The 21,878-nt window shown below is 36.4% G+C and carries 17 protein-coding genes; 6 read left to right on the top strand and 11 right to left on the bottom strand.

Annotation, left to right across the window (positions count from 1 at the left end; translation table 11 throughout):
• Positions 1-17 precede the first annotated feature (17 nt).
• From rimO to rpmB, 8 genes are all read right to left on the bottom strand, one after another.
• Complete coding sequence (gene rimO / locus J7E57_RS20465; RefSeq protein WP_215125466.1) at positions 18-1,349, bottom strand: 30S ribosomal protein S12 methylthiotransferase RimO; 1,332 nt, start codon at positions 1,347-1,349, stop codon at positions 18-20.
• 92 nt (positions 1,350-1,441) lie between these two features.
• Positions 1,442-1,816: a GxxExxY protein gene (locus tag J7E57_RS20470; RefSeq protein WP_215125467.1), complete on the bottom strand. Its 375-nt coding sequence runs from the start codon at positions 1,814-1,816 to the stop codon at positions 1,442-1,444.
• Positions 1,817-1,914: 98 nt separating this feature from the next.
• Positions 1,915-2,877, bottom strand: a complete 963-nt coding sequence (ftsY, locus tag J7E57_RS20475) for a signal recognition particle-docking protein FtsY (protein ID WP_215125468.1) — start codon at positions 2,875-2,877, stop codon at positions 1,915-1,917.
• Positions 2,877-3,293: a type II toxin-antitoxin system VapC family toxin gene (locus tag J7E57_RS20480; RefSeq protein WP_215125469.1), complete on the bottom strand. Its 417-nt coding sequence runs from the start codon at positions 3,291-3,293 to the stop codon at positions 2,877-2,879. Before J7E57_RS20480 ends, ftsY begins: the two co-directional genes overlap by 1 nt.
• The gene (locus J7E57_RS20485; protein ID WP_116250259.1) at positions 3,294-3,521 is read right to left on the bottom strand and encodes a hypothetical protein; all 228 of its coding nucleotides are present in this window, start codon (positions 3,519-3,521) and stop codon (positions 3,294-3,296) included.
• 119 nt (positions 3,522-3,640) lie between these two features.
• Entirely contained in the window at positions 3,641-3,796 is a 156-nt protein-coding gene (locus J7E57_RS20490; protein WP_010599808.1) for a DUF4295 domain-containing protein, read from the bottom strand.
• Between the two features lie 83 nt (positions 3,797-3,879).
• Positions 3,880-4,062: a 50S ribosomal protein L33 gene (rpmG, locus tag J7E57_RS20495; RefSeq protein ID WP_010599807.1), complete on the bottom strand. Its 183-nt coding sequence runs from the start codon at positions 4,060-4,062 to the stop codon at positions 3,880-3,882.
• Positions 4,063-4,106: 44 nt separating this feature from the next.
• Positions 4,107-4,340 (bottom strand): 50S ribosomal protein L28, encoded by a 234-nt coding sequence (gene rpmB, locus J7E57_RS20500; protein WP_025145121.1) that lies wholly within the window; start codon positions 4,338-4,340, stop codon positions 4,107-4,109.
• A 300-nt stretch (positions 4,341-4,640) separates the two neighbouring features.
• On the opposite strand from rpmB, the gene acs reads away from it, so the two are divergent.
• A complete protein-coding gene (acs, locus tag J7E57_RS20505; RefSeq protein ID WP_215125470.1) occupies positions 4,641-6,536 on the top strand; it encodes an acetate--CoA ligase in 1,896 nt (631 codons plus the stop codon).
• Between the two features lie 63 nt (positions 6,537-6,599).
• Here the strand turns inward: acs and J7E57_RS20510 are convergent, their stop codons facing one another.
• Complete coding sequence (locus J7E57_RS20510; RefSeq protein WP_215125471.1) at positions 6,600-7,967, bottom strand: RagB/SusD family nutrient uptake outer membrane protein; 1,368 nt, start codon at positions 7,965-7,967, stop codon at positions 6,600-6,602.
• Positions 7,968-7,978: 11 nt separating this feature from the next.
• Positions 7,979-10,987, bottom strand: coding sequence for a SusC/RagA family TonB-linked outer membrane protein (locus J7E57_RS20515; protein ID WP_251029988.1), 3,009 nt, complete (start codon positions 10,985-10,987; stop codon positions 7,979-7,981).
• 413 nt (positions 10,988-11,400) lie between these two features.
• Here J7E57_RS20515 and J7E57_RS20520 point away from each other — a divergent pair, with 413 nt between their 5' ends.
• From J7E57_RS20520 to J7E57_RS20540, 5 genes are all read left to right on the top strand, one after another.
• Positions 11,401-12,501, top strand: coding sequence for a trypsin-like serine protease (locus J7E57_RS20520; protein WP_215125472.1), 1,101 nt, complete (start codon positions 11,401-11,403; stop codon positions 12,499-12,501).
• Positions 12,502-12,603: 102 nt separating this feature from the next.
• The gene (locus tag J7E57_RS20525; protein WP_029276197.1) at positions 12,604-12,789 is read left to right on the top strand and encodes a CsbD family protein; all 186 of its coding nucleotides are present in this window, start codon (positions 12,604-12,606) and stop codon (positions 12,787-12,789) included.
• A gap of 67 nt (positions 12,790-12,856) precedes the next feature.
• Entirely contained in the window at positions 12,857-13,906 is a 1,050-nt protein-coding gene (locus J7E57_RS20530; RefSeq protein WP_215125473.1) for a glycoside hydrolase family 130 protein, read from the top strand.
• A gap of 389 nt (positions 13,907-14,295) precedes the next feature.
• Positions 14,296-16,212, top strand: coding sequence for an McrB family protein (locus J7E57_RS20535; RefSeq protein WP_215125474.1), 1,917 nt, complete (start codon positions 14,296-14,298; stop codon positions 16,210-16,212).
• A 5-nt stretch (positions 16,213-16,217) separates the two neighbouring features.
• Positions 16,218-18,515, top strand: coding sequence for a DUF2357 domain-containing protein (locus J7E57_RS20540; protein ID WP_215125475.1), 2,298 nt, complete (start codon positions 16,218-16,220; stop codon positions 18,513-18,515).
• A gap of 244 nt (positions 18,516-18,759) precedes the next feature.
• On the opposite strand, the gene J7E57_RS20545 is transcribed toward J7E57_RS20540, so the two are convergent.
• Positions 18,760-21,693 carry a M16 family metallopeptidase gene (locus tag J7E57_RS20545; RefSeq protein ID WP_215125476.1) on the bottom strand — a complete coding sequence of 978 codons (2,934 nt, stop codon included), beginning with the start codon at positions 21,691-21,693 and terminating at the stop codon, positions 18,760-18,762.
• Between the last annotated feature and the right edge of the window lie 185 nt (positions 21,694-21,878).

Genomic DNA, 21,878 nt, shown 5'->3' on the forward strand with positions numbered 1-21,878 from the left:
AAAACTGAGGGTTTGTTTTATACTATCGTACCATACAGATCGAAATCTTCAGCCCTGTCTATCTTCACATTAACAAAGCTTCCGTTAGCGGCATAACCTGTAGCTGCATCGATTAAAACCTCATTATCAACCTCAGGCGAATCAAATTCGGTTCTGCCTACAAAGAAATCGCCTTCTTTTTTATCTACCAGCACCTTGAAGGTTTTGCCTACTTTATCCTGATTAATATCGAACGAAATACCTTGTTGTATTTCCATAATATCATCAACACGTTGTTGTTTTACTTCGTCAGAAATATCATCAACTAAGGTATGTGCATGTGTTTTTTCTTCATGCGAATAAGTAAAGCAGCCCAAACGATCGAATTTGGTTTCTGCAACCCATTCCTTCATTTCTTCGAAATCATGTTCAGTTTCGCCAGGATAACCACAGATTAGCGTGGTACGCATGGCGATGTTTGGTACTTTATCACGGATTTGATTGACTAAATCGATGGTTTTTTGTTTGGTGGTACCACGGCGCATCGATTTCAACATATTATCGGTAATGTGCTGTAATGGCATATCCAGGTATTTGCAGATGTTATCGCGCTCGTTCATGGCATCTAAAATTTCCATGGGGAAACCAGAAGGGTAGGCGTATTGCAAACGGATCCATTCGATTCCGGGAACATCCGATAAACGACGCATCAACTCATCTAACTTGCGCACACCATAAAGGTCTAAACCATAATAGGTAAGGTCCTGAGCAATTAAAATCAATTCTTTTGTACCGTTTTTAGCTAGTATTTTAGCCTCGTTAACCAATTCTTCCATTGGTTTACTCAAGTGTTTGCCACGCATTAACGGGATGGCACAGAAAGAACACGGACGGTTACAGCCTTCGGCAATTTTGAAATAAGCGAAATGAGAAGGAGTGGTGAGCAAACGCTCGCCAATAAGTTCGTGCTTGTAATTGGCACCTAACTCGTGTAAAATATTCTGTAGATCGTTAGTGCCGAAAAAGGCATCAACGTTGGTGATTTCTGATTCCAGTTCGGGTTTGTAGCGTTCAGATAAACAACCTGTAACCACTACCTTACCAATTTTGCCGGCTTCTTTTAGTTCACTGAACTGTAGAATGGTATCGATTGATTCTTGTTTAGCATTATCGATAAAACCGCAGGTATTAATTACAACGATATCATCTTTGCCCATCTTGTCTGATTCGTGCACAACATTTAAATTGTTGCCACGCAGCTGGCCCATCAATACTTCCGAATCGTATATGTTTTTTGAACAACCTAATGTAATTACATTAATTTTTGGTTGTTTAATTGCGCTTTTACTTCTTACTATTTTGGTATTCATATAATATGTGATTACACCGATTATTAATGATTTCGGTGATTAATCTTATTGTCGGATTAATAGATTTAAGGTTTTAATATCTATTCAAGCTGTTAAACAGATAACCGTTTTACTTCACAACTTGTATTGCCAAAGTTAATCAATAATCCGGTTTTAATTTTGCTGGCTTTTAGGTATGATATAAGTTGACTTTGAAATAACTTAGGTTGATACCCTGTTACTGATTTTAATTCTACAATTACCTTGTCTTCAACAAAAAGATCACACCTAAATTTTCCTACAACAACGTTCTCAAATACAACACTAAATTCTTTTTCCGCCGTGTAATTTAAACCTGCTTGTTGAAGTTTGATTTTTAGCGCATTCACGTAGATTTTCTCCAAAAAACCTGGTCCCAACTGCGTATGAACATTGTAGCAACAACCAATTATAATTCCTGTAAGCTCATGATTTTCATATTCTTCCATTACTGAAATTAATAAAAATCTGTGTAATCCTGTAATCTGTGTAATCAACCACGAAGTGAATTGTAGACTAAATCCTCAGTGGAATCAACCACGGAGTGCTATTTAAACAAACTATTCACAAACTCTTTCTTATCAAAAAGCTGTAAGTCGCCAATTTTTTCTCCTACGCCAATATATTTAACGGGAATTCTGAACTGATCTGAAATTCCGATTACTACACCGCCTTTTGCTGTTCCGTCTAATTTTGTAATGGCCAATGCATTAACATCAGTAGCTTCGGTAAACTGTTTGCACTGTTCAAAAGCGTTTTGTCCGGTCGAGGCATCTAACACCAATAAAATTTCGTGTGGTGCGCCTGGTACTACCTTTTGCATTACCTGTTTAATTTTACCCAACTCGTTCATTAATCCGATTTTGTTATGCAAACGTCCAGCGGTATCGATAATTACTACATCTTCATCATTGGCTACAGCCGATTGTAGGGTATCAAAAGCAACTGAAGCAGGATCAGAACCCATAGCCTGTGCCACAACCCTCACGCCAACGCGCTCGCCCCAAAGTTTAATCTGTTCAACGGCAGCTGCCCTAAAGGTATCGGCTGCTCCTAATACAACTTTTAAGCCTGATTCTTTAAGTTTATGAGCCAGTTTGCCAATAGTGGTTGTTTTACCAACACCATTTACGCCAACCACCATAATTACATAAGGTTTATGATCGCCGTATTCGAACTGGCGGAAATCGTTACTGTTGTTTTCGGATAAAAGTAACTGGATTTCGTCACGAAGGATAAAATTTAGTTCTGAGGTATTGAGGTATTTATCTTTGGCAACACGTTCTTCGATACGTTTGATAATTTTTAATGTAGTACTTACACCAACATCAGAAGTAACCAAAACTTCTTCCAGATTATCGAGCACTTCATCATCAACAGAAGATTTTCCTGCTACAGCTTTGGTAATTTTATTAAAGAAACCGTCTTTAGTTTTCTCTAAACCTTTATCCAGTGCTTCCTGAGCTTCAGGTGCAGTTTCTTTCTTTTTGAAAAAATCGAATAAACCCATTAGTTATTTTTATATTTTTTTAGGAAATCGGTAGGCGTTTGCGTAGGTATCTTACTGTCGGTGAAATCTTTCGTATTCCTGGTTATAATAAGATCAATCTGATTTAGTTCTGCAGCAGCATTTTGTACTGCATCTTCAAAATCTGGAAAATTAGAATGAATTGCGAAGATGATTGTATCTTTATTAATGCCAAGAATGTTTATTGTACTTATAAGCGTAAGAAGAATATCTATTGTTTTAACGTGACCTATATTTTTTTTGCAGATGTAATATATATCAGTAAAAGTTGAGGCCAAAATGAATCCATTTATATTTATGTCATCAACCTTGTTCAGTGCCTCGAAAGAGTCATCAAAAAAAGGATCCCTTTTAAGACTTATATCTATAAAAATATTGGTGTCAAATAGAATATTCATTTACTTATGCTTGTCCATAAGATAGTCGTATTTAGCCTTATCTGGATCAATCCCTTCCAATACTCCCGAAAATTTGTCAAGAAAATCTTTCATCTTATTTTTTGGTGCGTTTTGAATCACTTCATCCAAAATAATCACTTCAACTTCTTTATTTTTTATATCAAATCCGTCAGGAACAACAATAGTTCCGTTTTCAGAAACTTTTGCTTTAAACTTATACGCTTCCATGGTTATGCTTTTTTCAAAGATAATCAATTATTTCCGAACGTAAATTTCACTAACAAAAAAAGCCCTTCCGGTTAAAACGGAACGGCCTTTAATATTTTTAATATTAAAAAATATTAACCTTATTTAGATGCAATAGCATCTTTTACGTGGTCGTTGTGTACGATAAGTTCTTTGAATGAGTAAGCACCGGTTTTTGGTGATTTTACCATTGTAATTACTTTCGAATATTCTTTACCTGTACCTGTTTTAAGGGTTGCAACTACTTTCTTTGCCATGTTCTTATAATTTTAAATGATTGAATGATAGAAAGATTGAATGAGCGGTTAAACCCTCAACCTTAAGCCTTTTACCTTCAACCTTATTTAATCTCTTTATGTACGGTTACTTTTCTCAATACTGGATTGAATTTTTTCAATTCTAATCTTTCAGTAGTGTTTTTACGGTTTTTGGTAGAAATATATCTAGACATACCTGGCATGCCACTTTCTTTATGTTCAGTACATTCTAAAATAACCTGAACTCTGTTACCTTTTTTTGCCATTTTAATATAAATTGAAAACTGTTAATCTCAACAGTTAATGTTTTTTACAAAAATCCTTTTTTTACGAAACGGTTAATTGCTTCGCTAATGCCCACTTTATTGATGGTTTTAATCGCTGAAGTAGAAACTTTCAACGTAATCCAACGGTTTTCTTCAGGAATATAAAATTTCTGAAGTTGTAGGTTTGGGTAAAATTTGCGTTTGGTTTTAACGTTTGAGTGAGAAACGTTGTTACCTACCATTGCTTTTTTTCCTGTTAAATCACAAACTCTTGACATGACTTGTAAATATAGTTGTTAATATCGTCCGCTTAATTTTTTTAAGAGTGTGCAAATATCTGAATAATAATTGTAAACAGCAATAGCGTAGCTAATTATTTTTATAATTAATATTTGTGGGCGCAAAAGGTTGGTGCAACGTTTGTTAATGCCAAATCTTAAATTCTTCCTATATTACATCTATTTAAAATAATTTTTTCTTATCAAACGTTTGATATTCATTTTGATACGATTAGACTATTTCTCCTTATTATTATTTATTTAAATTAGCCCCCACTAATCCAAAATATAGAACGAGCAATGCAAATTACATCTTTTAAGCAATACGAAGAAGATTATAAGAAAAGCGTAGAAAACCCAGAACAATTTTGGGGCGAAGTGGCGCAAAACTTTCAATGGCGCAAGCCTTGGTTCAAAGTATTATCATGGAACTTTAACGAACCAAATATCAAGTGGTTCGAAGGTGCTAAACTTAATATTACCGAAAATTGTTTAGATCGGCACTTAGCCACCAATGGAGATAAACCTGCTATTGTTTGGGAACCTAATAATCCTGAAGAAGAAAGTGTTACTTATACTTATAAAATGTTGCACGAACGCGTTTGCCGTTTTGCCAACGTTTTAAAACGTAATGGCGCAAAAAAGGGCGACCGTATTTGTATTTATATGCCTATGGTGCCCGAGCTGGCTATTGCTGTTTTGGCCTGTGCAAGAATTGGTGCCGTTCACTCGGTTATTTTTGGTGGATTTTCTGCTAAATCTATTGCCGACAGGATTAACGATTCGCAATGTAAAGTAGTGATTACGGCCGATGGTTCTTATCGTGGCAATAAACAAATTCCTTTAAAAGATGTAATTGACGATGCCTTAATTGGTTGCCCAACCGTAGAAAAATGTATCGTGTTAACCCATATCCGTACACCTGTTTCGATGCTGAAAGGCAGGGATGTGTGGTGGGAAGATGAAGTTAAACACGTAAATGATATTTGTGAAGCGGAAGAAATGGATGCAGAAGATATGCTGTTCATTCTCTACACATCTGGCTCTACCGGAAAACCCAAAGGTGTGGTGCATACCTGTGGTGGTTATATGGTTTATGCTGGTTATACTTTTTCGAATGTATTTAACTATCAGCCTGGTGAGGTTTATTTTTGTACGGCCGATATTGGCTGGATAACCGGTCACTCTTATATTGTTTACGGACCGCTTTCGCAAGGTGCTACTTCAGTTCTTTTCGAAGGTATTCCTACTTATCCAAGCCCATCTCGTTTTTGGGATATTGTAGAAAAACATAAAGTAAATACTTTATACACTGCTCCAACGGCTATCCGCTCATTAATGAGTTTTGGTGAAGACCCATTAAACGGCAAAGATTTAAGCTCAATCCGCGTTTTAGGGTCGGTAGGAGAGCCGATCAATGAAGAAGCATGGCATTGGTTCGATGAGAAAATCGGGCACGGTAAAGCGCCTATTGTTGATACCTGGTGGCAAACGGAAACGGGTGGCATTATGATTTCGCCTATTGCTACGGTAACACCAACCAAACCAAGTTTTGCTACATTGCCTTTACCAGGAATTCAGCCAATTTTAGTTGATGAAAATGGTAATGAAATTGAAGGAAATGGCGTAATGGGAAATCTTTGTATCAAATTCCCCTGGCCGGGCATGTTGCGTACCACTTACGGCGATCACGAACGTTGCAAACAAACTTATTTCTCTACTTACGAGAATTTATATTTTACAGGCGACGGCTGTTTACGTGATGAGGATGGTTATTATAGAATTACCGGCCGCGTAGATGACGTATTAAATGTTTCCGGACATAGAATTGGTACCGCTGAAGTAGAAAATGCCATTAATATGCACGCTGGTGTGGTAGAAAGTGCAGTTGTGGGTTATCCGCATGATGTAAAAGGCCAGGGCATTTATGCTTTTGTAATTTACCCTGAAATGCATGGCGAAGCAGAATTATCTAAAAAGGATATTTTACAAACGGTTACCCGTGTAATTGGTGCGATAGCCAAACCTGATAAAATATTGTTTGTTTCTGGTTTGCCCAAAACACGTTCGGGCAAAATTATGCGTAGAATTCTGCGTAAAATTGCCGAAGGGGATACCACTAATTTAGGCGATACTTCTACGCTGCTTGATCCAGGCGTGGTAGAAGAAATTATAGCGGCAGCAAAAAAACTTTAAATTTAAGTGACAGATAACAAAAATGCCCCAAATTTTTTGGGGCATTTTTGTTGGTATATAATTTTAATAACCTGGGTTTTGCTTCAAAGCTTTATTCACATTTATTTCACGATCTGGAATTGGGAAAACCAATTTAGGATCGTCATAGGCAAAGGTTCCGATAGAACGTTTAGTGCGTTTATAATCATGAAGCCTAAAACCTTCATAATCTAACTCCTTTTCGCGTTCGTTTAAGATAATTGTTAGTGTTGGCACAACATTTCCCAATCCAGCCCTGGTTCTTAATGTATTAATGTCTTCAGCTGGAGTAGCTCCAACATTAGTACCTAACCTAAAATTACATTCTGCCCTGATTAGATATTGTTCAGTAATTCTACAAACCGGAATATTATCATAAAAGCTATACCATTTCTTTGTAAATAGTCCTGTTCTGGCACCGGTACCATCATAAATCATTTCGGTCTGTCTTTTATCACCTGTTTCAAATGAATCGTAAAATGTGGTATTTACCAATGCATCAGCCCTACCAACATCTCCACCAGTAGCATTTTGATAACTGGCATAAAAAGTAGCTAAACCATCGTTAGATGTTCCTGCGTTACTTTGTTCGTTCTGTTTGATTTCGAAAATCCCCTCACTCGAATTTTTGGTTCTGAAAGGCGCTTCAAGAGAATTGGTAATTAGGTGATATGGACTGTTGGTAATAATATCATTGGCAACATCCCTTGCCAAATCATATTTACCTTCTTGTAAATATACCCTTGCTAAAAATGCTTTGGCGGCGTATTGATCATCTACCGATGCCAATTTAGTTATGGCAGATTTTAAATCATTTTCAACAGCCGTGTAAACTTCTATAACCGTATTTCTGGCAACACTGTTGGTAACATTATCAATGGTTTTTACTGCTTTTGTAATAATAGGAACCCCTAAATTTGTATTAGCACCGGATGCATCGTAAGGCAAAGCGTACAATCTTACCAGTTCAAAATGCATAATCCCTCTTATAAACAAGGCTTTACCTTCTATTACGTTTTTCGTTTCGGCATCACTTACTACATTTAAAGCAGAAAGCACAATGTTTGCGGTGTTAATTGCACTGTAAGCGGTTACCCATGTTCTTCTCGCATCAGCATTATCCGCTACAATAGCCTTGCTCGAAATGTTACGGTAAGTTGTAAAACTGCCGCGCCAGGTTAGATAGTTGTCGCTGGCATAAATATCGGGTAAGAAAACAAGATTTGTTCCATACAGATCACCAGTTGCTAAGAAAGTATATGCACCAATTAATGCGTTTTGCACATCGGCAGTATTATTTAATGCCACACTGGCATCTATATTTTGTTTAGGATCTATTTCTAATTGTTTTTTACAGCCAGATACGCTTAGAACAATAAGAAATGCAGCTAATATATTTTTATAATTTTTCATATCTAATGTTTTTATAAGCCAATGTTTACACCGAAAGTAATTGTTCTTGCTTGTGGTGGAGTATAAAAATCGTGACCGAGCTGAATGTTGTCAGACTGGAGCGAACCACCACTTGGGGTATTCACCTCCGGATCGTAACCTTTATAACCAGTTATGGTGAATAGGTTAAGTGCAGATGCGAATATCCTTACATTCTGTAATTTATACTTATTTATAAAGGCTTTAGGGATGTTATAGCCAAAGGTTACACTCTTTATCCTTAGATAAGCCCCATCTTGTATCCATCTGGATGATGGGCTTGTTCCATTTCCTTCACCAAACCTTGGTTGTGGTATAGGGGTGTTGGTGTTGGTAGGTGTCCAATAATTTAACTGTTCAATGGTTTGGTTATCAAAATAATCGCCGTTTGCTGATTGAAAAACACCTGCCATATTATAAATATCATTACCGCTAACGAATTGCGACTGAATGTCCAGATCGAAATTTTTAAAAGAGAAACGATTTCCAAAGCCACCAAAGAATTTAGGGTTTGGATCGCCCAGCTTTTGGTTTTGTGCAACAGCGTATTCATTGGTTGTTTTTGTTCTTGATGCATCAACATAATAAAGTGCGTCGCCATTAGCGGGGTCTACACCGGCATATGCTTTTCCGTAAAAGTAACCTAATGGCTCTCCAACGGATACTCTTCCCAAAAATCTTCCTCCGGGATAAATAGGTTGGTCATCAACCAAGCGTAAAACCTTATTTCTGTTAAGTGAGATATTAAAAGAAGTAGACCATTTAAACTCCCCGTCAAAATTTCTGGTATTTAAGGAGAATTCAAATCCCTTGTTTTGCATATCGCCAATGTTCCTTGTAATGGATGAAAAACCGTTTGTTGCAGCAATTGGTGCATTTAATAATAAATCGGTTGTTTTCTTTTTATAATATTCTACTGTGCCCGAAATCCGGTCTGAGAAAAAACCAAAATCTAAACCTATGTTATAATTGGTTGTGTTTTCCCAGCTTAAATTCGGATCTCCTAACTGGCTCGGACGCGTACCGCCAATGCCAGCATAATTAACGCCCTGATATAAATTTCTAGAGGCAAAATCGCCAATTTCTGCATTACCTGTTAAGCCATAACTTCCTCTAAGTTTTAATAAACTTAACCAGCTACTCGATTTTAGAAACTCTTCCTGGTTAATAATCCAGCCTGCCGAAACAGCCGGGAAGGTTCCATATCTATTGTTAACGCCAAACCTCGACGAACCATCTGTTCTTATCGAAGCACTTAACAAGTATTTCTCTTCGTATTTATAATTTACCCTGGCCAGATACGAAACAAATGTGTGTCGTGTTTCTGAAGAAGTACCCGCAGAGATGATCGCTGCGCTGGCAATTTTGGTGAAATTATCAGATGGTAAAGTAGTTCCCGTTACAGATGAGTACCTGAACTTCGTATCTTGAAAGGCAAAACCAGCCAATACATTTAGGCTATGTTTTTCGTTAATAGTTTTGGTATAGTTAAAGGTATTATTAGTATTGAAGTTTATGGATTTGGCCATATAATCTGTAGAAGAACCTCCTGTGCTACCGCCATCCTGTGTTTTAGATCCTAAAAACTGCTCTTCTTCCAAATTGTTAAAATCAAAGCCGTATTCACTTCTAAAAACTAAATCGGGTGTGATTTTTAAGCTTGCATATGCATTGGCAAAAGTTCTATATGTGGTTGATAGATTTTTACCATTTTCATAATCAATTAAACTGTTATAATAAACAGTAGAACCATTTAATTGACCTGATGCATCGCGTACCGGTTGAATAGGAGGCAAAGCATTTAATTGTAATGGATTAGAGAAAGCATTATCAGTAGGGATACGGTAATTATCTACTTTAGAAATGTTAACTGATCCTCCAACATCTAAGATTTTCGAAACTGTATGGTCTAAACTTAACCGGCCACCAGTACGTACATAACGGTTGTTAACTATAATTCCATCATTATTATTGTAGTTTCCCGAAAGCATAAACCTGGTTTTTGCATCACCGCCATTAATATTTAAGCTATATTGTTGTGTGTGCCCTTTTCTAAAAGCTTCGTTTACCCAATTGGTATTGTTGTTGTTCGTCCAATCATCTGTGCCCGTATAATCTTTCCACATTTCTGCAGCATTGGCGTAATCTCCATCATCATAGTTGTTATACTTAAAAGCTGCATCTAATAATTGACGGTATTGGTCAGCATTTAAAAAATCGCCTTTTTTGGTTGGATCGCTAAACCCTGCGTAATATCCAAAATCGATATTGGTTCTTCCTTGCTTGCCTTTTTTGGTGGTAATAAGCACAACCCCATTCGATCCTCTTGCCCCATAAATTGCTGCAGATGCTGCATCTTTTAAAACTTCCATTGATTCTATATCGTCAGGACTAATGGCTGCAAGCGGGTTATCGGCTTCAGTATAGGTTCCTAATGCTTCACTTACAATAGGAACGCCATCAATAACAAATAAAGGTTGGTTACTTGCCGAAATGGAAGAAATACCCCTTACCCGAATTTGAAGTGCCTGGCCCAGTTTACCACTGCTAGAGTTGATAAATACGCCAGGTGCTTTGCCTTGTAAAGCACTTTCGACGGTTGTTAGGGGCTTGTCTTTTAGATCGGCAGCTGTTACTTTCGCTATTGATCCCGTTACATCTCTTCTGTTTTGCGTACCGTAGCCAACCACAATTACATCCGATAAAGTGTTGTTCTCTTCATCCAGATTTACGTTAATGGTTTGCCCTGTAATAGGCACTTCTTTGGTTTTGTAACCAATAAAGCTAAAAACAAGTGTTTTAGCATCATCCGAAACGGTTAATTTAAAGGCTCCCGAGGCATCACTTTGTGTGCCGTTAGCTGGTGAGCCTTTTACAAATACGCTGACACCCGGAATTGGCCCGGAGGTAGACGTAACTTTCCCGGTAATCACTTTGCCTTGTGCGAAAGCAAATGAAATTGCACCGAGATACAAAAGCATACTTAAGAGTAGTTTTTTCATCAAATTGGTAGTTTAATTAGTAATGTTTAGTAATTAATAGAAATAATACTATTAATGTAGTTAAAAATTTGCAAAAAAATCGAAGTGAGTTGAAATATCTGGTGTTATTATTTTAATAATGAAAATGTAAATAGGGTATTGTAGTAGTGGTATAATTAACTGAAAAATGATATTAGTTATTCTAGGCTTAGTTAGGGATAAAATAAACGTTATGTAAACGTAATGTAATCCATTGTAAATACTTGGATTCATATATTTAGCAAATCTAAAGATATATGAATCGCTTAAAAAGGCAAATCAGATTGTAGTTTTGTATTTATTTTTCGTTAAAAATGTATGATATTTTTGTATATAGTTTGTTCTTTATAATAGTTATATTGTAGTCTTAAACACTCGAACTAATAATGAAAACTATGAAACAAAAAATTTTTATCATTGCCGTATTTGCTATTTTTGTGAGCAGCTGTAAAAAAGAAAAGAAGAATATTTCAGAAGACCCTGAGAATTCTACTATGAGTATAAAAAATAAGCTGAAAGATGTAATTGGGGGAAATCAAATATCGATTAACGATGCTCCATATCAAATTGCTGTTTTCAGAAGTGATGGAGGAATGGCTGGAGGAGTTATATTAAGTGAAAATTGGATACTGACAGCTGCCCATGTTGTGACTGATGGTAGTAATGGTCAACAGTTAGTTGCAAATCAAATAACCATTAAAGCTGGTTCTACAAATGTTAATGCAGGTGTAACTTTAAATGTCGATCAGATCATCAGGCATCCAAACTATACATCATCTTCTATTAATAATGATATAGCTTTAATAAGGTTGGCCACACCTCTAAGTTATGATGTAAATATTCTACCAATTAATTATGATAAAAATTCAAATAGTATAGCTATAGATGATTTAGCTATAGTCTCTGGTTGGGGGCTTATTTCATATGATTTAAGTACTCACTCTGGGACATCGCCAACAAATTTATACGCTGCCGATGTTAAAATTTCGACAATCGAACCAAATTTTTTACATACATCTTCTACTAGTTCCTCTCAACAAGCACCTTGTTATGGTGATAGTGGAGGACCTTTAACAATAGGAAGTGGCTATCCAGGTAAATTATTAGTTGGAATTGTGAATGGTTGGGGTGATTGTAATGTAGGCGCAAAAGGATACGCACGAGTTTCAGCATATGCTGATTGGATATTATCTGAAACTGGAATTACAGGAATTCCCGCAATATATACAAGTATTTTGGGGCCAAGTACAATTTCAAGGGGCGGAATTGAGTATAGCTATTCAGGAAAGAACATACCTCCAGGTGCTACACTTACTTGGACATTGCCATCGAGTGTAGGAACGATAACTGATGGGCAAGGCACTCATCATGTTACGATTTTTACGACCTCAGTAGGTACGCAAGTAATAGATTCAAGTATAAAACTGAAAGTGATTGACACTAATGGGAATACTAAAACCGTGTCCTATGCAATTAGGCTTAAATCAGGAAGATAAGTAAGATATTGCCTTTTTTGCAATAATTTTGGTGTTTTAAAACAAAAAAAAATTATTCCTGTTTTTATAGTATATAAGTTTATTTTTTAAAAAAACACGAGCATGGATAAGTTAGAATTAAAAGGGAAGTGGAATGAAATAAAAGGAAAGGTTAAACAAGCTTATGCCGATTTAACTGACGATGATTTAAAACACGAAGAAGGACAAGACGACGAATTGTTGGGGAAACTGCAACAAAAAACAGGAAAAGGAAGAGATGAGCTTGTAAAATGGATCAATTCATTATAACATCAATTTTATTAATAAAATACAGGCGGCCAATTTTGGTCGCCTGTTTGCTTTAACATCATTTTTTATGGCCGATATTGCACAACGGTTTATTCAAAACCCAATACTTTGTCCAAAAGATTTAGTACCGAGTACAGCGGGCCTGGAAATTGCATGCCTTTTAAATCCCGGTGTTTTTACCTTTCAAAATAAAATATGGCTTCTGGTGCGGGTAGCAGAACGGCCGGGGCAAAAACAAGGACTTATTTCTTTTCCGGTTTTAAGGAAAAACGGTATCGAAATTATCGAGATAGCGGAGGCCGATCCTGGTTTGGTAGATAATGATCCACGGGTGATCAATTATCAGGGTGCTGATTATTTAACCACATTGTCGCACTTAAGGCTCGTTTGCAGTGATGATGGTGTGCATTTTTATCAATCGGCCGGTTATCCTTTATTACAGGGTGAGGGAGAAGATGAAACGTTTGGAATAGAAGATTGCCGCGTATCCTTAATCGATAAAATCTACTATTTAACCTTTACTTCGGTATCTGCCCATGGGGTAGGGGTTGGATTAAGAACAACAAAAGATTGGAAAAGCTTTGAGAAACACGGCATGATTATCCCGCCGCACAATAAAGACTGTGCCATATTTGAAGAACGCATTAACGGTAAATTTTACGCTTTGCACCGCCCTAGCAGTGTAGCTTTGGGTGGTAATTATATCTGGCTGGCCGAATCTCCGGATGGTATTCATTGGGGCAAACACAGGTGTATCATTAAAACCAGGCCTAACCACTGGGATAGTGCACGTGTGGGCGCCGGGGCAGCACCCATAAAAACCGCAGAAGGATGGCTCGAAGTTTATCACGGTGCAAACGGAAAACATCAATATTGTTTAGGCGCTTTTCTAATGGATTTAAATGATCCATCGAAAGTATTGGCCAGAACCGAAGAACCGATTATGGTACCAACAACAGATTACGAACTGCATGGTTTCTTTGGCGAGGTTGTGTTTACAAACGGCCACATCGTTAACGGTGATGAACTAATCATTTACTATGGAGCAGCTGATGAATTTGTTTGTGGCGCTAAATTTTCGGTGAAGGAAATTTTGGAGGCGCTGAAATATTTTTAGCTGTTGAACCATGAAGACACCAAGACGAGATTAGGTTTTTTTGTACTTTGTAGTAATGAATTAATGAACTTTTAGGCAGGAAGGAATTTCTTTATGCACTTTGCAGCCCTGGTAGTACCACAAAATTTCGTTTTTAAACCGGATTGAAGGGGAGATCCTTTTTTGCGGCCTGAGCGTTTTGGTATTGGGCAAAAAAGATAGTAGCGGAAAGCCGGAAGAAACACTAATCAAAACCTACGGAACCCTGCCTTCCAAGCTAGGAGAGCAATTTAGTAAAAAAGATATACATAAAAATATCATTTTTAATTATTCATCAATATCCTTTTAAGTGTGAGAGTTCAGGAATTTATACGAGAACATTTAATATATTCGCTTATCTAAGTAAAATAATGGCAATACCTCCAAATATTAATAAAGATCACTTACTTAAAGCAATTAAAAAAATAGATTTGGAAGGAATACCTTCAGGTTCGGATTCCAAATATTATGACTTAGTTTATAATAATAACTTTTATCCGCCGAAACTTGTCGTTTCATTTGCTAACATATTTGCAAATGGAGTCGAACTAGATCGATCTTCATTTGAAGGTGGGTTAAAGACCCCTTGTTTTAACCTTCTCGAAAAGAATAATTTCATTATAATGAAGAAAGATCATTCTGATAAACCACACCCTACAAATGTTTGGGTGGAAAAAACTTTAGTAAAAAATAAGCAACACAGAATCGTAGGAGATGCCGCACTTGGTAAAATTCTCTGGTCTCCACAAAAAGATAAAGGAAAAGCTGATATTTATTCAAACATGAGGAAAGTACAAGAAGGTGATATTGTTCTTCACCTTGTTGATAATAAGGGAATTGTAGGGGTTTCGGTGGTAAGTTCTAGTTATCAAGAGGTAGCAGGAATAAAAGGTACTGGTTTTAATGGCCCTGCGTATAAAATTAATTTAAAAGATTTTCAAAATGTTGAAATTCTTAATAGAGAAAATATACTTAAAGAATCTAACAGAAAGTTATTAGACTCAATACGATTCGATGAAAGAGTGTTTTATAATAAGAAGCTTGATTTGAATCAGGGAGCTTATCTCACAAAGTGCCCTCTTAAGTTAGCCTATTTGATTAATGAAAGCTACTACAATATCTACAAGAAAAATCTTCCGCATTTATCTAATCTAATAGAAAATATAGGGGACTATAATGATGATAAATTTGATATTAATATATTTCTTAATGACACTGTAGAGTCTAACCTCCAATTCTCAGAGAGCTTAGTCACCCGTTTTATTTCCTCGTTACTCACCAAACCATTCGTAATCTTAACCGGTCTTTCAGGTTCAGGTAAAACCAAATTGGCACAGGCTTTTGCCAGTTGGATTTGTGAAAATGATAGTCAATATTGCATTGTTTCGGTTGGTGCCGATTGGACAAATAGAGAACCACTTTTAGGTTTTCCTAGTGCTTTAGATACCAATGAGTATATTCTGCCACAAAATGGTGCATTAAATTTAATAATTAATGCAAATAAGAATCAGGACAAGCCTTATTTCTTAATTCTTGATGAAATGAACTTAAGCCATGTAGAACGCTATTTTGCAGACTTTTTAAGCGCCATGGAATCTAAATGTGGTATAGAGTTACATTCTAAAGGTGATTTGGACAGTGTGCCACATAAAATTGAATTGCCAAGCAATTTATTCATCATTGGTACGGTAAATATTGATGAAACTACCTATATGTTTAGCCCAAAAGTTTTAGATCGGGCAAATGTAATCGAGTTCAGGGTTACAACAGAAGAAATGAGTACTTACTTAAATAATGTAGCTGAAGTAAATCTTGAAGTATTGGCTGCCCAAGGAAGCAACATGGCTGCGCAATTCCTTTCTCTAGTTAAACAAAAGATTACTTCTGCAGCTGGGCAAGATGAAATTAAAGAACCAATGCTAGCGTTTTTTAAAGAACTAAAAAAAACAGGCTCTGAATTTGGTTATCGCAGTGCAGCCGAAATATTGCGATTTGTTTCAATAGCTCAAATGATAAAACCTGATTGGGATTTAAAAGAAATATTCGATGCAGCTATTATGCAAAAATTATTGCCCAAAGTGCATGGATCGCGTAAAAAGTTAGCACCGGTTTTAGAAAGCCTAGGTAATTTGTGTTTAAAAGAGGATATAAAAATTGCAGACGTTTTTGATGCTAAGATTGAAACAGATTATGCTGCAGTTGCACTTTATCCCATTTCATTGGAAAAAATTGCAAGAATGTATAGCAATTTAATGGACAATGGATTTACCAGTTATGCTGAAGCTTAAAAAGCATGAGAAGTGATCTTCAATTTGAGATCCTATTACAGGATAAATCGTTTATTGCATGTAAACTTTGGGGAGAGAAATCTGGCGAACAAACAATTTTTAAAATTGATGATATTGAGGCGTTCGAAAATGGTGAGGCGAATATTCAGCTTATAGAAGGCCATTCTTACGAATATGAGCTTCCTGCTGGATATACTTTAGGCAACCATGAGCTGATTAAGAGATCTAATGCACATCCGAATGTTGGAAGAATTGTACCTAATATTTTTGTAGGAACTTTATCTCTTAATATTTATTCGAAAGGAAACCAATGCGGTACTTTAGTTTTAGAGGTTCAGTCGCAAAAAACAAGTTATCGTGACGACTATAGGATAATGCTTGAAGATATTACTGAGCGTGCAACAGACTTGGTTTTGCTTCATTCTTCACCAGTTACTCAAAATTTAGTGAGTGATTTTGATAGCGATCCTAAAACACTTTATCAACGTTTTGCTTTTATAAAATCTATACTAGAATCAGACGAATTTGGTGATGCTTTACATAAGGTGTTTTCGAGCCCAGTAACGAAATGGGTAGCTACAGAAATTGAAAAAGATATCAGAAGTTTTAGGCGTTTTGATAACAAAACAATTAGACAAATCTCATCTTGTTCCAATAGAATGAGTTTGCCAAAAGAACATCATTTGGTTCAAAAGCAGATTCTGAAATCGGTGCCGCAAAAAATATTAGGTTTTCATAATAAAGAATCGATTGATACACCCGAGAATAGATTTATAAAATTTGCTTTAGATTCGTTCCTAGAATTGGTGAGTAAGATAAAATTGTTGGCTAGGAATAACTCAAGGTTGAAAACAGAAGCAACAGTTTTAGAGGGTAAATTGGAACAATATCTTGGGCATCCCATATTCAAAGAAATATTTAATCTAGATACAATACCCTTTAATAGCCCTATTTTACAACGTAAAGAAGGATATAGAGAGGTTTTTAGATCGTGGCTGATGTTTGATCTTGCTGCGAAACTAATTTGGAGAGGTGGTGAAGACGTATATGCTGCAGGTAAAAGGGATATTGCAACGCTCTATGAGTATTGGTTGTTTTTTAAGTTGTTAGATGTTATTAAAGACTTATTTAGAATTGAATCGAAAGAACTGGAACAATTAATTAAGCCAACAAGTGATGATTTAGGGTTACAGCTCAAACAAGGAAATCATATCGCTATTAATGGTGTATATAAAAATGAAGTAAGGGATTTAAATATTCAATTCAATTTTAACCGTACTTTTTCAGGTAAGAATGAGTATCCTAACAGTGGAAGTTGGACGAAAAGCATGAGACCGGATTATACACTTTCTGTTTGGCCTGAAGGAATCGATCAGGGTAATGCGGAAACAGAAGAACTTATTGTTCATATTCATTTCGATGCTAAGTACAAACTTGAAAGAATAGCAGATATACTTGGTGATGATACAGATGAACACAGTGACGACTTAACCCAAGAAGTACTAACAAGTGAAAAGACAGAGGAGTTAAAAGGCAATTCCAAAAGAGGTGACTTACTTAAAATGCATGCTTATAAAGATGCAATAAGAAGAACGGGAGGAGCATACGTTCTTTATCCCGGAAAAAATGAAGATGCTTATCAAACAAAAGGATTTCATGAAGTACTTCCCGGTTTAGGCGCTTTTGCAATTAGGCCTGATAAATTTGATGACGGAACATTAGCACTAAAAGGCTTTTTAACTGAAGTAGTTAAACATTTCCTAAACAGGGCATCACAGAGAGAGAAAACAGCATTTAGAGCTTATGAAATTCATAAAAATAAACCAAATAATGAAGTTCGGGAGCGTTTGCCAGAAGCTTTTGGAATAAATAGAGATTTACAACCAGACGATACTTATGTGTTGATTGGCTATTATCAGGATAAACAACGTGACTGGATAAATGAACATCGGCTCTATAATACGCGTACGAGAGAATCGAAAGGTACACAAGTGTTAGATGTTAATTTAGCTTCTGTCAAATATCTCTTACTGCATGGACCTAACGAAACCATAACCAACCAACTTTATAAAGTGAAAATGCCAGGACTTAATATATTTTCTAAGCAAAATTTAATAGAGAGGGGATACCCAGATCCAAGCCAAGATTTTTATTTGGTTTATGATTTTGAAGAAGTTAAAGAGCAGGAGCTCAAAAATATTAAATGGGATATTACGCTTCTTGACGGCTATAAAACAAATAGAAATTCTGCATTACCATTCACCGCTTCTTTGTCAGAACTCATGACTGTAAAGGTTAAATAAGTCTTCTTCGGCGTGGATTACAAATCCACAGTTCAATGATCCGAAAAACACTTTTGGGGCTAGCGATTAGCGTTTGGCATTTAGCTAACCGACTTAAGCATTACCCCCTAGGCAATGGATCAATAGCCAATGAACTAATAACCAAACAAAAAAAGCGATCCCCGTTTCCGGGAATCGCTAGTAATTTTGATATTAAAGCATCAGGCCTTTACCTTAAGCCTTCAACCTTTTACCTTCCGCCTTATTAATATCCAAAAATCTGCTCCAGGCTTAATTTAGTTACCGGACCAAATTTTGCTAAATCAGCCATGTTGATTTTCTTTTCTGAAGCAACAATACAGTAGCTGTAAGGTTTGCCAGAAAGATTGGTCTGGTGGAATGATTTTACATCATTAAAAGTTAATGGTTTTAAGTTGGCGTATTCATCAACCCTCGAGTCGTGATCGAAACCTAATTTTTTATCTGCCAAATAGCTATAGATAATTCCGTCTTTGGTAATACGGCTGGTTTCTAAGCCATTTAATGAGTTGGTTTTTGATAATGCAAATGATTTATCAGACTCTGGTAAAGTGGTTAATAACTCATTCATACCGGCAACTGCTTCGTTCATTTTATCTGCCTGTGTACCTACATAAGCGATAATGGTATTTTCTTTTTCTTTGGTATTTGGAGAAGAATATACCGCAAAAGTAGAATAAGCCAGTGCTTTAGACTCGCGAATGGTTTGGAATACTACTGAGCCCATGCCACCACCGAAATAGTTGTTAAACAAGGCGATTTTTGCAGCATTGGCAGGGTCGTATAAGCCACCATTGCGTACCCAACGGATTTCTGCCTGCACCATATCGTAATCGGCAAAGTAAACTTTGTTCGAATCGGTTTTGGTGTATACAAATTTCTTAATTGGCGCCGCATCTGTAAATTCTTTAGCCAATGGGTGTGCTTTTGCAATATCAGCAGAAAATGCTGTTAAAGTTTTAGGGCCGTAATAAGTAATGGTGTGTTTGTAATTGGTAAGGTTGTGCAAGATATAGATCAGATCTGCCGATTTCATATTTTTGATCTCATCATTGGTTAATCCGTAATTGAAAGGATTATCGGCACCGTACTGTGCATAACTCATTAAACCACCAAGAATTGATGATTTGTTTAATTTTGCGTTATCTCTCGATTTTAACAAACGGCCTTTTAAATCTTCTAAGGCTTTTTCGTTTGCTTTGCAATTTGCCAGTACATCTTCTACCAGGGCAACAGCTTTATCAAAGTTTTCTTGTAAACCACTGATAGAAACTGTAGTTACATCGGTACCTACGTTTATGCTGTAGCTACAGGCAATGTTGTAAAATGCTTTACTAATATCCTCTGCCGAATATTTATCGGTACTTAAGAACGCTAAATATTGAGCAGCATAAGGCAACAATTTATAGTTGTACGAGCCCATATCAAAACGGTAGCCTAAACGGAAAATTCCGTTTTCGGTGTTTTGAACCGTAATTACATCAGCAATGCCTGCTTTACCGAAATTAAGATCTTTGGTATAATCTAAAAACTTAGGGGCGATGGGTTTTACCGGCGCAGCAATAATGTCTTTCGTAAATGGAGAAACCTCATTAACATTGGTTTTTACAGCGGTAATGGCTGGCTTTTCTACTTTAACGATACTTTTATCTTCACCTTTATGTTTTAAGATAGAAACATAGTTGTTGACGAAAAATTTATTGGCAAAATCTACAATTTCCTTTTTGGTTACTTTAGCCATTGCATCGGTTGATGCCAGGGTTTTATCCCACTCCGTACCACGGTTTTGGATAAAGGCATTCATCGCGAAATCTGCACGCACATCGTTATTATCGAAGCTTTGTAACTCCGCTAATTTAATGTTTGCAACAGTTGCTTTAATCAGGCTTTCATCAAACTCGCCTTTTTTAAGCAGTTCTACCTGCTCTAACAATAATTTTTGCGCTTCTTCTAAGCTTTGTCCGGCTTTAGGTGAGCCAGATAAGATGAAGATTCCATAATCTTTCATCGAGTTATAACCGGCGCCTGCCCTCAACATTTTTTGCTGTTTATTGATGTTGATATCCATTAAACCCGCTTTACCGTTGGCTAAAATGCTACCGATTAAATCTAACAATAAACTTTGGTGCGTATTTTGGGCAAAACCCCTGTATGCAACATATAAATTTTCGGCACTTGGGCCATAAATATCAACCGTTTGAACCTGTGTTAATGGTTTTTCTGGTGCAGGGTTATAAAGCGACAAAGGTTTAGGTGCCATATAAGCGAAGTCCTTGTCGATTTTTTTAATTAAATCATCATAGTTAATATCGCCACTCATAATTAAGGCCATATTATTGGGCACATAATATTTGTTGTAATATTTTCTGATTTCGATTAACGATGGGTTTTTTAAATGCTCGATGGTACCAATGGTGGTTTGTTGTCCGTAGTTATGTGTTGGAAATAAAGCATACAGCATTTTCTCATACATTTTACGGCCATCGTTATCCATACCGATGTTTTTTTCTTCGTAAACAGCTTCTAACTCTGTATGGAAGATGCGGAAAACAGGGGCGCGGAAACGTTCTGCCTGTACGGCCAAAAATTTATCAATGGCATTTGATGGAAGATCCTCTTCGTACACGGTTTCCTCTACCGAAGTATGGGCATTGGTAGAATTACTCCCGATTGATTTCATCATTTTATCGTATTCGTTTGCGATAGAATAATTAGAAGCTTCGCCCGAAGTTTTATCAATTTCCTTATAAATCTCTTTACGTTTAGCCGGATCGGTAGTTTTGTTGTAGGTTTCGTAAAGTGCCTCGATCTTATCTAAAAGTGGTTTTTCTTTGGCATAATTTAAGGTTCCAAATTTATCCGTTCCTTTAAACAAAAGGTGTTCTAAATAGTGCGCTAAACCGGTATTGGTACGCGGATCGGTATTACTGCCCGCTCTTACCGCCATTTTATAGGTAATATTCGGCTCTTTATTGTTCTGGGATAAAATTACTGTCAAACCGTTTTTTAAAGTATAAAAACGTGTTTTGGTCGGATCGTTGGTTACATACCTGTAGCTAAAGCCACCAGATGTTCCTGTTTTCCATTGATAGGTTGTTTGCGCCTTCGCTAAAACACCTGTAATTAGAAAACAAGCCAAAGTAAATAGTTTGAATTTCATTGAATTGGTTTTGGTTTATGATAATGAGTGTGTACCTGTTGGTTTAAGCATGATCTCAAATACAGCCTTCATTTTTAATAAGTTATTTATCCAAATATATATGCTTTCTGGCAGGGAATGAAATAATTTTGATTTCAAAACTAAAAATCTAGGAATAAATGATTTTAGCATATAAATCATGGCTT

Source organism: Pedobacter sp. ISL-64, assembly GCF_018613605.1.
Lineage (GTDB): Bacteria > Bacteroidota > Bacteroidia > Sphingobacteriales > Sphingobacteriaceae > Pedobacter.

Bases quoted from the DNA above. Each gene is read 5' to 3' on its own strand.
- J7E57_RS20480 (WP_215125469.1), bottom strand. From the start codon at position 3,293: ATGAATATTCTATTTGACACCAATATTTTTATAGATATAAGTCTTAAA.
- acs (WP_215125470.1), top strand. From the start codon at position 4,641: ATGCAAATTACATCTTTTAAGCAATACGAAGAAGATTATAAGAAAAGC.
- J7E57_RS20545 (WP_215125476.1), bottom strand. From the start codon at position 21,693: ATGAAATTCAAACTATTTACTTTGGCTTGTTTTCTAATTACAGGTGTT.
- J7E57_RS20510 (WP_215125471.1), bottom strand. From the start codon at position 7,967: ATGAAAAATTATAAAAATATATTAGCTGCATTTCTTATTGTTCTAAGC.
- J7E57_RS20515 (WP_251029988.1), bottom strand. From the start codon at position 10,987: ATGAAAAAACTACTCTTAAGTATGCTTTTGTATCTCGGTGCAATTTCA.
- ftsY (WP_215125468.1), bottom strand. From the start codon at position 2,877: ATGGGTTTATTCGATTTTTTCAAAAAGAAAGAAACTGCACCTGAAGCT.
- J7E57_RS20470 (WP_215125467.1), bottom strand. From the start codon at position 1,816: ATGGAAGAATATGAAAATCATGAGCTTACAGGAATTATAATTGGTTGT.
- J7E57_RS20485 (WP_116250259.1), bottom strand. From the start codon at position 3,521: ATGGAAGCGTATAAGTTTAAAGCAAAAGTTTCTGAAAACGGAACTATT.
- rpmB (WP_025145121.1), bottom strand. From the start codon at position 4,340: ATGTCAAGAGTTTGTGATTTAACAGGAAAAAAAGCAATGGTAGGTAAC.
- J7E57_RS20525 (WP_029276197.1), top strand. From the start codon at position 12,604: ATGGATAAGTTAGAATTAAAAGGGAAGTGGAATGAAATAAAAGGAAAG.
- J7E57_RS20535 (WP_215125474.1), top strand. From the start codon at position 14,296: ATGGCAATACCTCCAAATATTAATAAAGATCACTTACTTAAAGCAATT.
- J7E57_RS20520 (WP_215125472.1), top strand. From the start codon at position 11,401: ATGAAACAAAAAATTTTTATCATTGCCGTATTTGCTATTTTTGTGAGC.
- J7E57_RS20530 (WP_215125473.1), top strand. From the start codon at position 12,857: ATGGCCGATATTGCACAACGGTTTATTCAAAACCCAATACTTTGTCCA.
- J7E57_RS20540 (WP_215125475.1), top strand. From the start codon at position 16,218: ATGAGAAGTGATCTTCAATTTGAGATCCTATTACAGGATAAATCGTTT.
- rpmG (WP_010599807.1), bottom strand. From the start codon at position 4,062: ATGGCAAAAAAAGGTAACAGAGTTCAGGTTATTTTAGAATGTACTGAA.
- J7E57_RS20490 (WP_010599808.1), bottom strand. From the start codon at position 3,796: ATGGCAAAGAAAGTAGTTGCAACCCTTAAAACAGGTACAGGTAAAGAA.
- rimO (WP_215125466.1), bottom strand. From the start codon at position 1,349: ATGAATACCAAAATAGTAAGAAGTAAAAGCGCAATTAAACAACCAAAA.